Source organism: Pseudomonas sp. AU11447, from assembly GCF_001672555.2.
GTDB lineage: Bacteria > Pseudomonadota > Gammaproteobacteria > Pseudomonadales > Pseudomonadaceae > Pseudomonas > Pseudomonas nitroreducens.
The window spans coordinates 129,964-141,351 of the sequence record NZ_LZDG02000031.1 but is presented as its reverse complement, the minus strand read 5'-3'; the positions used below and the strand labels follow the sequence as shown (position 1 = coordinate 141,351).

Here is an 11,388-nt window from a genome sequence, read left to right as displayed (position 1 = left end):
ATCCCCGATGACTCCTTCCCGTCCAAGCACACCGCCGTGACGGCCGTGCACAACAGCTTCACGCGCCGCAACCTGGACTATATCGACATGAACCCGACCTGGCGCTACACCGCCAAGGCCGGGCTCTACACCCTCGACGGGCTGACTGCGCTGTCGCGTGTGGAGGGAGACAAGCACTACCCCACCGACGTGCTGGTCGGGATGGCGGTGGGCAACTTCTTCGCCAACTTCACCTACAACCTGTTCCTCGAAGGGCCGGAAAGTCAGCGCTACAACGTGGCGGTGGTGCCGGAAACCGGCGGTGGCATGAGCCTGCGCGCGGCGATGCTGTTCTGAGGTTGGCGCGCCGCGCTGGGCAGCGTCTAGTCTTGCCAGAGCTTCTCCCTGGACGACATCCCCGATGCCGCTGCGCCTGTTGCTGACCCTGCTGTTCCTGTGCGTTTCCTGCGCGGCGCAAGCCGGCGAAGTGCTGCGCATCGCAGCGGATCGCTGGCCGCCCTATGCGGACCGCCAGTTGCCCGGCAATGGCGTGGCGGTGCACCTGGTACAGGCGGCGCTCAAGCGCGCCGGCTATGCCAGCGAATACATCGAGGTGCCCTGGCCGCGCGTGCTGCACGGTGTGGCGAACGGCGAGTACGACCTAGTGGCGGACGCCTGGTATACGCCGGAGCGGGAGTCCTTCGGCGTGTATTCCGAGCCCTACCTGGTCAACCGCGTGTGCCTGATCAAGCGCCAGGGTTCGCCGATTGCCTATGGCAAGCTGGCCGATCTGTATCCGTACCGCATCGCCATGGTGCGTGGCTACGCCTACTCCGAGGCCTTCGACAACGACCCGAAACTGCAGCGGGTGCCGGTGTTCAGCTTCGTCAATGCGGCGCTGATGCTGCAGGCCGGGCGGGTGGACCTGACGCTGGAAGACGAGATCACCGCGCGTGTGCATTTCAACGGCGACCTCGCCGAACTCAAGGGGCAGCTGGAATTCCTGCCGGTGCCGCTGGCCGAGAACGGCCTGCACATCCTTGTCGGCCGGCATAACCCGCACCATGCCGAGATAGTCGCGGCCTTCAACAAGGCGATCCGCGAGATGCGTGCGGATGGCAGCTACGACCTGCTGATGCGCGAGTACGGTCTCTGACGGGGCTTTGGGCTCTATGTAGGAGCAAGCTTGCTCGCGAGCCACGTTTCACGCCAGACCATCCGGTGCAATGCGTTCGTGAGCAAGAACTGGGCGTCCCCCCGTTCCTACAAAAGCGTCAGGCGGCTTCGGTCTGCTCCGCACCGATGTCTTTCTTCAGCAGGTGCGCCGCCAGGGTGCGCAATGGCGTGAGCTGTCGGCAGATGAGCGCCAGCTGGGTCTGCACCAGGCGGTGGGCGTCATCCTGTTCATCGGGCAGCTCTTCCAGGCGTTTGGCCAGCGTGTCTTCCTCGTCGCTGTAGATGGCCACCGGGCGCCGCTCGTTGAGGCGCGTGGCGATGTCGTCGAGGCTGGCGGTGAGGCGCTCGGCGGCCTCGGCGATGAGGTCGTCGTTGACGTCAGGCGGCAGCTGGTTGCGGTGCGCGCCGAGGGCGGAAAGGTAGCTGAGCAGGGTGTGGGACAGCACCAGGAAGCGGAAGCCGATTTCCGCGTCCTTCCGGAAGTGGCCGGGCTCCAGCAGCATGTTTGACAGTGTGGTGGAGAGCGTCGCGTCGGCGTTGTGCGCGTTGCGCCGGGCAGTACGGTAGGCGAGGTCGTCGCGCTTGCCGTTGGCGTACTGCTGCATGATCTCCCGCAGGTAGCGGCTGTTGCACGCCAGGGTCCCGCCGACCAGCCGGTGCAGGCTGCGCCCGTGCCAGTCGGGCAGCACCAGGAACACCGCGATGCCGGCGATCAGCGCGCCGAGCAGGGTATCGAACAGGCGTGGCAGGATCAGCCCGTAGCCGTCGCCCACCTGGTTGAAGCAGAACAGCACCAGCAGGGTGATCGCCGCCGTTGCCAGGGTGTAGCGGGTACTTCGCGTGGCGAAGAAGGCGACCCCGGCCACCACCGCCAGCAGCGACTGGATCAGTGGGTTGGGGAACAGGTCGATCAGCGCCCAGCCGGCGACCAGGCCGACCAGCGTGCCGAGTATCCGCTGCACCAGGCGGATGCGCGTGGCGCCGTAGTTCGGCTGGCAGACGAACACCGTGGTGAGCATGATCCAGTAGCCTTGGGTCGGGTGGATCAGGTGCAGCACGCCGTAGCCGGCAGCCAGCGCCAGTGACAGGCGCAGGGCGTGGCGGAACAGCAGCGAGGTCGGCGAAATCTGCAGGCGGATGCGCTCCAGCGCATCCTTGAACGAGCGCGGCGAGCGGTCCAGCAGGGTGCTGTCCTGTTCGTCGTCGAGCGCATCGGGATTGCTCGCGCCGCTGAGCTTGCGGTCCAGCGTGGTGAGGTTGGCCGCCAGGGCGCCGAGGGAGCGCAGCAGGCCGCGCCAGGCCGGGTTGCCTTGCTGGCGCAGGTGTTCCAGTGAGGCGTTGAGGTCGGCGAGGGCCAGTTCGCTGTCGTTGTAGTCGAACGGCTGGCGCAGCTGGATCGCCTTCGCCAGCGCCTTGCACGCCTTGCCCTGCTGGTTGAGCAGGCGCTGGCAGCGGAACAGTACGTCGCTGTGGAAGAAGGCTTCGGCCAACTGGTTGTACGGATAGTGCGAGGAGCTGGCGCGCTCGTGAACGTCCTGGGCGATGAAATAGAGTTTCAGGTAGCGGCTGATCTTCGGGCTTGGCCTGCCGTGGGAGAGGCGCGCGAGGATAGTTTCCTTGGCCTGGTTCAATGCCACCACCACACGGCCGTTCTGCCGCGCCAGAGCCAGGCGCTGGGCCTCGACATCGAGGTGGCGCAGCGGCTCCAGCAGGGTCGATTTGATCTTCAGGTACTCGCCCAGTTCGAGGAACAGCTTCGCCAGGCTCTGCTGCACCGGCTGGTTGGCGAACAGCGCGTTCCACAGTACCGAGAGCAGCCCGTACCAGCCGGCGCCGGCTACCAGCAGCAGGGGTTCGCGCCAGAAGTCGGCGGGCGTGCCGCCGCGCTGGTCGACGCCGATCATGGTGTAGATCGACAGGATCAGGGTCGCCGAGGCGATAGCCGCGTAGCGCTCGCCCAGGGCTCCGAGCAGCGTCATCGCGAAGGTCGAAAGCGCCAGCCCGGCGACAAACAGGGGTGGGTAGGGGAACAGCAGTTCCACCGCCAGCGAGGCGATGCTGAAGCAGGCCAGCGTCACCAGCAGCGCCTGCAGGCGGCCGAGCCAGTGATCGTCGGTTTCCGCCAAGGCGCTGGCGATGACCCCGAGGAACAGCGGGATCACCAGCTCCGGTCGGCCCTGCAGCCAGCACGCGAGCATGACTCCGCTGAGGGCAACGAATACCCGCAGGCTGTAGGCGAACTTGTCCAGCGCCCAGAGGCGCTGCAGAGACTGGAGCAGTGGAGAGGAGAACATGCGCGTGCGGGACTTCCGAATGTCTGCTGCTCAGACTAGCGGAACGTCTGCCGCGCTGCTATCGCGAGCGCGACACGCTGCTGCGCCTGCTTACCAACCGTGGCGCGATGCTCTTTGCAGGAGCGAGCTTGCTCCTGCAGAAAGCAGGCAGAGCTAGAGAATCCGCGCCTTGAACGAACGGCCCTTGATCTTGCCTTCATTGAAGTGCTTCAGCGCCTGCTTGGCGACGTCACGCTCCACGGCGACGAACGCCTGGAAGTCGAAGATGGCGATCTTGCCGACCTGCGTGCCCTTGAGTCCCGCGTCGCCGGTCAGCCCGCCGAGGATATCGCCGGGGCGCAGCTTGTCCTTGCGCCCGCCGGCGATGGCCAGGGTGGTCATTGGCGGCAGCAGCGGGGTGTCGTTGGCCTTGAGGAAGTCGATGCGCTCCCAGTTCAGCGGCGCACCCTGCAGGTCTTCGATGGCCTGGGCGCGGCTGGCTTCGGCCGGGGTCACCAGCGACAGCGCCAGGCCCTTCTCGCCGGCGCGACCGCTGCGCCCGATGCGGTGCACATGGACCTGCGCATCGCGCGACAGCTCGACGTTGATCACCGCTTCCAGTGCGGCGATGTCCAGCCCGCGGGCGGCCACGTCGGTGGCCACCAGCACGCTGCAGCTGCGGTTGGCGAACATGGTCAGCACCTGGTCGCGCTCGCGCTGCTCGAGGTCACCGTGCAGGGCCAGGGCGGAGATCTTGCGGGCGTTGAGCTGCTCCACCACTTCCATGCACTGCTGGCGGGTATGGCAGAAAGCGACACAGGACTGCGGGCGGAAATGCTGGAGCAGGCGCACGACGGCATCGAGGCGCTGCTTGGGATCGATCTCGTAGAAGTGCTGTTCGATCTGGCTGTCGTCGTGCAGTGCTTCCACTTCGACGCGCTCGGGGTTCTTCAGGAACTTCGCCGCCAGTTGGCCGATGCCGTCGGGGTAGGTAGCGGAGAACAGCAGGGTCTGCCGGCGCGCCGGAGCCTGGCCGATGATGTCGGCGATGCTGTCGTAGAAGCCCATGTCGAGCATGCGGTCAGCTTCGTCCAGTACCAGGGTGTTCAGGCCGTCGAGCTTGAGGGTGCCGCGGCGCAGGTGTTCCTGAATGCGCCCCGGCGTACCGACCACCACGTGGGCGCCGTGCTCCAGCGATCCGATCTGCGGGCCGAAGGGCGTACCGCCGCAGAGGGTCAGCACCTTGATGTTGTCGGCGGCACGGGCGAGGCGGCGGATCTCCTTGGCGACCTGGTCGGCCAGCTCGCGAGTCGGGCACAGCACCAGTGCCTGGCAACCGAAATAACGCGGATTCAGCGGGCTGAGCAGACCGATGCCGAAGGCGGCGGTCTTGCCGCTACCGGTCTTGGCCTGGGCGATCAGGTCGCGGCCCTTGAGGATCGCCGGCAGGGCGGCGGCCTGGATCGGCGTCATCTCGCGATAACCGAGAGAATCGAGGTTGGCCAGCAGGTCGGCCGACAGCGCGAGGGTGGAAAATGCAGAGGTGGTCACGAAGGGAGCCCGGGTGAATCCATATGGCCGCGCAGTGTAGCAGGAGAGCCCCTCAAAAGGGCTGAGAAGCCTGTATGGCAAGGGTTTGAGGCCACTCGTCAGAATTTCTCCAAGTAGCGATGAACGGTTTTTTCAAGAGATTCGCTTTCCGCAGATTTTTATCGTAGAGTTTCCGGACTGTGTTTGCATGGGTCGCCGTCGATCGTGACCTGATGCGGTCGGTTATTCCACCCCGTCCTGCTCGACTCCTTGTAACTCCTTGCAACTCAGTTCCTGGCCATTCGTGGCTAATTTCAAAAATACGTTCCAAGGAGAACACCATGTCGAATCGTCAGAACGGCACCGTCAAGTGGTTCAACGAGACCAAAGGCTACGGCTTCATTACCCCGGAAAGCGGCCCGGACGTGTTCGTACACTTCCGCGCTATCGAAGGTAACGGCTTCAAGACTCTGGCCGAAGGCCAGAAGGTCAGCTTCGAAGTCGTGCAGGGCCAGAAAGGCATGCAGGCCGAGCGCGTGCAGGTGATCTAAGATCCCCTGGCGTCAGCCGAAAAAAACCCCGGGTGGAAACATCCGGGGTTTTTTATTGCCTATGTCCTTGTCGCCTATAGTGCTGCCATCGATTTTCCGGAGCTGCCATCCATGCCATCGCCTGCCTTCCGCCTGCTGCTCGCCGGCCTGCTCGTTTCGGGCAGCGCCCTTGCCGCCGACGCGCCCGCCCAGCCCACCGCCTGGGGGTGGGTGGAGACGCTCATGCTGATGCCCGAACAGGCACCCCTCAAGGCGAAGCTGGATACCGGCGCGCAGACCTCGGTGATGGACGCGCGCAACATCACGCGCATCAAGAAGAACGACGAACGCTGGGTACAGTACGACGTGATGCTGACTGACCCGGCGACCGGCAAGGAAGAGCGCCTGCCTTTCGAGCGGCGTGTCGAGCGCGTGCTCAAGTTCAAGACCGCCAGCGGCGTCGAGCGCGCTCCCGTGGTGTTGATGGACGTCTGCCTGGGCGGCAAGGTCTACCGTGAGCAGTTCACCCTGCGCGACCGCCAGACCCTGGACTACCCGGTGCTGCTGGGGCGTCGCACCCTGGAACACCTGGGGCCGGTGGACGCCTCGAAGACGCAGACCGTCGCGCCGACCTGCAAGCCCTGATCAATGCTCGTCGACACCATGCTCGGGTTCGACCCGGCGTGGTGTGGTGCGGCCGTCTTCGGCGTTGAGCTGGAAGAAGATCGCGGCCGCCAGCATCGAGAGGATGCCGACGCTGAAGTAGGTCGCGTGGAAGGCCGACAGCACATCGCCCTGCACGCTTTCCTGATCGCCCGTGAACCCGCCCAGCAGCGCCGCCGCACAGGCGATGCCCATACCGATGGATAGCTGCATGACCACCGAGAGCAGGCTGTTGCCGGCGCTGGCGTTGTCGTCGCGCAGATCGATCAGGGTCAGGGTGTTCATCGCAGTGAACTGCAGCGAGTTGATCCCGCCCAACACTGCCAACTGCACCAGCAGCAGCGCGTAAGGGGTGTCCTGGTCGACCAGGCCGAGGCTGGCAATCATCGCGCCCAGCAGCAATGTGTTGCTGACCAGCAATTTGCGGTAGCCGAACAGGTCCAGCAGCGGTCGCGCCAGCGACTTGATGACCATGGCCGCCAGGGCCATCGGGATCATGGTCATGCCCGCCCGCGATGGCGAGAAGCCCAGGCCGATCTGCAGCAGCAGCGGAGTGAGGAAGGGCAGGGAGCCGCTGCCCAGGCGCGCGAACAGGTTGCCCAGTACGCCCACGGCGAAGGTGCGCGTGGCGAACAGCGACGGTGGGAACAGCGGTGCTTCGATGCGCAGCGCACGCAGCCAGTAAGCCGCCAGCAGTACCAGCCCGCCCACCAGCAACAGGACCACGCGCACGTGGGGCATGTGCAGTTCGCCCAGGCCTTCGAGAGCGATGGTGATCAGCACCATGGCGCCACCGAACAGCAGGAAGCCGATCGAGTCGAAACGCGTCGCGCGAACGCCGTGCAGGTCGGGCATCAGGCGCAGGGCGACGATGAAGCCAACCAGCCCGACCGGCAGGTTGATCAGGAAGATCCAGTGCCAGCTGGCGTACTCCACCAGCCAGCCGCCCAGTGTGGGGCCGGCCAGCGGCCCGAGCAGGCCGGGAATGGTGACGAAGCTGAGGATGCGCACCAGCTCCGTGCGCGGGTACACGCGCAGGATCACCAGACGCCCAACCGGCATCATCAGCGCGCCGCCGATGCCTTGCACCACGCGGGCGCCGACCAGGGTGCCGAGGCTGGGCGAGAGCGCGCAGAGCAGCGAGCCGAAGCTGAACAGGAAGATCGCGAAGAGGAATACCCGGCGCGTGCCGAAGCGGTCGGAAATCCATCCGGAGGAGGGGATCAGCAGCGCCACGGTGAGCAGGTAGGCGATCACCACGCCCTGCATGCGCAGCGGGTCCTCTTCCAGCGAGCGGGCCATGCTCGGCAGGGCAGTGTTGAGAATGGTGCCGTCCAGGGCCTGCATGAAGAAGGCGATGGCCACCAGCCAGGGCAGCAATCGGGCGACGCGGGGCGTGAGGATGTAGGGTTCGCTCATGGTCGGTCCGTCGGGCGGGAATGGCTCTAGCTTAGGGAATCTTTGGCGCTCGCGGGGAAAATCGCCGCGGCCGGGGCGCGATGATTCTCCGATGGCCCCTTGCGCAGTGATTGTACGAATGGCTTTTCGGCGCGCGGACGTGAAGGAGTTCCCCGCCGGCCCTTCGGATGGGCGTTGGTTGGTGACACTGTGACCGAGCCGTGCTTTGTCCCTTGGCGCCGTTCATGGCGGAACAACGGCCCTGGCTCCCGGTCGATATAGCGTCCGGTACACCCCCAGGAGACAGCGATGTCCGTCAAACCCCGTGTCACCCTCGCACTGGCCGCCCTGCTGGCGGCTTCCTCGGCATTTGCCTTCAACCTGGGCGATGCCGCCAAGGCGGTATCCGGCGCGACCGGCGCCGATACCTCGCGGGTCGCCTCTACCCCGCAGACCAGCGGCCTGCTCAACGCCCTGACCGGCCAGCTCGGCGTCAGCGACGAACAGGCCCTCGGCGGTACCGGCGCCCTGCTGGGCCTGGCGAAGAACAAGCTCAGCACCGCCGACTATTCGCAGTTGGCGAAGACCGTCCCCGGCCTCGACAAACTCACCGGCAGCAACGCCCTGGGTGGCCTGGGCGGGCAGCTCGGCAATCTTGGCGGCGGCGCTTCCAGCGGTCTGCTCGGCAACGTCAGCAGCATGGGCGACGTGAGCAAGGCCTTCGGTGCACTGGGCATGGACCAGGACATGACTGGCAAATTCTCCAGCGTGCTGCTGGATTACCTCGGCAAGCAGGGCGCCAACAGCAACCTGCTCGGCACCCTGGGCAGTCTCTGGGGCACCGGCGCCTGATATCCGCCGGCCGGCGCGGAACCGCCGTGCCGGGCACCGGTCCTATCGACGATCCGGCCCCGACCTGGGGTCGGACAGCCGTTCTCCGGAGCCGTCGATGCCCACCCGTTCCGCCGTCTTCCTGGCCGCCGCCTGGCTGGTCGCGTCCCCCGTGTTCGCCGCTACCTTCACCGACACCAGCGAGCCCGCCGCTGAAACCCAGGGCGTGCCGCCGGCCGCCAATGCACTACTGGGCAACCTCACCCGGCAACTGGGCGTCAGCGAGCAGCAGGCCATTGGTGGCACGGGTGCCCTGCTGGGGCTGGCGATGAACAGCCTGAAGGAAACCGACACGGCGCAATTGCAGAAATCCCTGCCGAATCTCGACCAGCTCGCCGGCAACAGTTCGCTGGGCGACCTGGGTGGGGCGCTGGGTGGTTTCGGCGGGTTGGGCAACGCCGCGGCGCTGCTGGGTGGAATCAACAACCTGCAGGACGTCGACCAGATATTCGGCGTGCTGGGGATGGACCAGTCGATGATCGGCCGCTTCGCCGGGGTGATCCTCGACTACTTCACCGAACAGGGCCTCAGCAGCCAACTGCTCGGTACGCTCGGCGGACTTTGGGGCACCCCGCTGACGCCGGCGGCGCCAGTCGCCGGGCGGGGTGCTTAGGGAGCCTCAGAACTCCTGGCGCAACTGCTCGATGCGCTGGTCCTTCTGTTCCCACAACTGCGACACCCAGTTCTGCACGTACTGGCGGAATTCCGCATCGTTCTCGTAATCGCCCTGCCACAGCGCGGGGTCGATCTCGCGTGCCTGGATGTCCACGATCACCCGCGGCACGCGCCCACAGAGCAGGTCCCAGAATCCCGGTCGCGGGCCTTTCGGGTAGACCAGGGTGACGTCCAGCAGCGTATCGAGCTGCTCGCCCAGGGCCGCCAGCACGAAGGCCACGCCGCCGGCTTTGGGCTTCAGCAGGTTCTGGTACGGCGATTGTTGCTGGGCCTGCTTGGCCGGGGTGAAGCGCGTGCCTTCGAGGTAGTTCACCACGGTCACCGGCATGCGCTTGAACTTCTCGCAGGCAGCCTTGGTGATCTCCAGGTCCTTGCCCTTTAGCTCAGGGTGCTTTTCCAGGAAGGCCTTGCTGTAGCGCTTCATGAAGGGATAGTCGAGCGCCCAGAAGGCCAGGCCGAGGAAGGGCACCCAGATCAGTTCCTTCTTGAGGAAGAACTTGAAGTAGGGCGTCTTGCGGTTGAAGGCCTGCACCAGCGCCGGGATGTCGACCCAGGACTGGTGGTTGCTGATCACCAGGTAGGAAGTGTCGCCGCGCAACTGGGCGGAGCCGCGGATGTCCCACACGGTCGGGGTCAGCAGGGCGAAGATGGCCTTGTCGATCTCCGCCCAGGTCTCGGCGATCCACATCACCCCGCGTGAGCAGGCATCCTTCGCTGCTTGTCCGGGAACGATGAGCTTGAGCAGGGCGATCAGCAGCATCGGGCCGATCAGGATCAGGGTGTTGAGCAGCAACAGGAGGCTGGCGAAGACGCCGGTCAGTGCCTGCATGGGGTCCTTTCCTTTTGCGACGGTGGCTGGAGCATGATACGCAGCCGACGTAGGGTTCCCAAGCGCCCCTCCCGCTGCAGTGGCCGGAAGACTATGCTCTGGGAGTCATACTCCGAGGCCTGCCATGTCCGACTCGCCGTACCTGCGCATTCCCGTCGAAGCCGTCACTTTAGGGATGTATGTGCACGAGCTGTGCGGATCGTGGGTGAACCATCCGTTCTGGCGCGCGCGCTTCCTGCTGGATGATCCCGAGGACCTGCGACGCCTGAAGCACAGTGCGGTGCGCGAGGTGCTGATCGACCCGCGCCGCGGTTGTCTGCCGGCGTCCCCGGCGCCTGCGCAGTCTGGCGCGGCAGCCACCGAGCAGACGCAGGAACCGGCCGCGCCCAGCGACCCGCCGATTGCCCGGCGCAGCCTGGAAGATGAGCTGCAGATCGCCCGCCAACTGTGCATCCGCTCCAAGGAAATGGTCCTCGCCATGTTCCAGGATGCCCGCATGGGGCGCGTGGTCGATGCCGAGGGCGCCCACCAACTGGTGGGTGAAATCGCCGCCTCCATGCAACGACATCCCAACGCGGTCATCAGCCTTGCGCGGCTGAAGACCGCCGACGAGTACACCTACCTGCATTCGGTCGCCGTTTGCGCCTTGATGATCGCCCTGGCGCGGCAGCTCGGCCTGGATGAAAACCTGGTGCGTGAAGCCGGCCTTGCCGGGCTGCTCCACGACATCGGCAAGATGACGGTGCCGATGGCGGTGCTGAACAAACCTGGTCGCCTCGACGAGAGCGAGTTCGCCAGCGTGCGCGAGCACCCCTGGCGCGGTGGCGAGATTCTCCGCGAGGGCCGCCACGTCAGCGCGCTGGTGCTGGATGTGTGCCTGCACCACCACGAGAAACTCGACGGCACTGGCTACCCGCACCGCCTCGCCGGCGAGCAGATCAGTCTGTTCGCGCGCATGGGCGCGGTCTGCGACATCTACGATGCGATCACCTCCGACCGCCCCTACAAGGCGGGCTGGGACCCGGCGGAATCACTGCAACGCATGTCGCAATGGTGCGGCGGGCACCTCGATCAGCAGGTGTTCCGCGCCTTCGTCCGGTGCCTTGGCATCTATCCCATCGGCGCGTTGGTGCGCCTGGAAAGCGAGCGCCTGGCAGTGGTCGTGGAACAGGGCGCGGAACTGCTGCTGCCGGTGGTCAAGGTCTTCTATTCGACGCGCACCCGTGCGGCGATTCCCTTCGAGGTACTCGACCTGTCGCGGAGCAAGGGCCGCGAGCGCATTGTCAGCCGCGAGTCGCCGGACAAATGGGGCTTCCGCAACCTGGAGGCGCTGTGGAGTGGGCTGGACCGCCGGCGCGGCTCGTTGTTCGACGCGTGAAGCGGGTGTGCTGGCGAACCTATGGCGGGCGTGATAGTCCTATGCGCTACACCCGCCCAACCCGGA

Annotated in this window: 11 protein-coding genes; 7 read left to right on the top strand and 4 right to left on the bottom strand. The window is 65.8% G+C overall.

The window, feature by feature from the left end; all coding sequences use genetic code 11:
- Positions 1-336: phosphatase PAP2 family protein (locus A6723_RS09660; protein WP_139092942.1), on the top strand; the 336-nt coding region annotated here is incomplete at its 5' end.
- A 64-nt stretch (positions 337-400) separates the two neighbouring features.
- Positions 401-1,135: an ABC transporter substrate-binding protein gene (locus tag A6723_RS09655; RefSeq protein ID WP_054911315.1), complete on the top strand. Its 735-nt coding sequence runs from the start codon at positions 401-403 to the stop codon at positions 1,133-1,135.
- 118 nt (positions 1,136-1,253) lie between these two features.
- Here A6723_RS09655 and yccS read toward each other — a convergent pair whose 3' ends face one another.
- Positions 1,254-3,449, bottom strand: coding sequence for a YccS family putative transporter (gene yccS, locus A6723_RS09650; protein ID WP_064979620.1), 2,196 nt, complete (start codon positions 3,447-3,449; stop codon positions 1,254-1,256).
- 153 nt (positions 3,450-3,602) lie between these two features.
- Positions 3,603-4,979, bottom strand: coding sequence for an ATP-dependent RNA helicase DbpA (gene dbpA, locus A6723_RS09645; RefSeq protein ID WP_054907971.1), 1,377 nt, complete (start codon positions 4,977-4,979; stop codon positions 3,603-3,605).
- Between the two features lie 320 nt (positions 4,980-5,299).
- Between dbpA and A6723_RS09640 the strand changes: the two genes are divergently transcribed.
- Positions 5,300-5,509 (top strand): cold-shock protein, encoded by a 210-nt coding sequence (locus A6723_RS09640; protein WP_017520182.1) that lies wholly within the window; start codon positions 5,300-5,302, stop codon positions 5,507-5,509.
- Positions 5,510-5,620: 111 nt separating this feature from the next.
- Positions 5,621-6,133 (top strand): RimK/LysX family protein, encoded by a 513-nt coding sequence (locus A6723_RS09635; protein ID WP_054907972.1) that lies wholly within the window; start codon positions 5,621-5,623, stop codon positions 6,131-6,133.
- On the opposite strand, the gene mdtD is transcribed toward A6723_RS09635, so the two are convergent.
- On the bottom strand, positions 6,134-7,570 hold the full coding sequence (gene mdtD, locus A6723_RS09630) for a multidrug transporter subunit MdtD (protein WP_054907973.1): 1,437 nt from the start codon (positions 7,568-7,570) through the stop codon (positions 6,134-6,136).
- 288 nt (positions 7,571-7,858) lie between these two features.
- Between mdtD and A6723_RS09625 the strand changes: the two genes are divergently transcribed.
- A complete protein-coding gene (locus A6723_RS09625; protein WP_024766519.1) occupies positions 7,859-8,401 on the top strand; it encodes a DUF2780 domain-containing protein in 543 nt (180 codons plus the stop codon).
- Between the two features lie 97 nt (positions 8,402-8,498).
- A complete protein-coding gene (locus A6723_RS09620) occupies positions 8,499-9,053 on the top strand; it encodes a DUF2780 domain-containing protein (RefSeq protein ID WP_054907974.1) in 555 nt (184 codons plus the stop codon).
- 6 nt (positions 9,054-9,059) lie between these two features.
- Here the strand turns inward: A6723_RS09620 and A6723_RS09615 are convergent, their stop codons facing one another.
- Positions 9,060-9,944 carry an acyltransferase gene (locus A6723_RS09615; protein WP_054907975.1) on the bottom strand — a complete coding sequence of 295 codons (885 nt, stop codon included), beginning with the start codon at positions 9,942-9,944 and terminating at the stop codon, positions 9,060-9,062.
- A gap of 124 nt (positions 9,945-10,068) precedes the next feature.
- Here A6723_RS09615 and A6723_RS09610 point away from each other — a divergent pair, with 124 nt between their 5' ends.
- On the top strand, positions 10,069-11,322 hold the full coding sequence (locus tag A6723_RS09610; protein WP_054907976.1) for an HD-GYP domain-containing protein: 1,254 nt from the start codon (positions 10,069-10,071) through the stop codon (positions 11,320-11,322).
- The last annotated feature ends 66 nt before the right edge of the window (positions 11,323-11,388 follow it).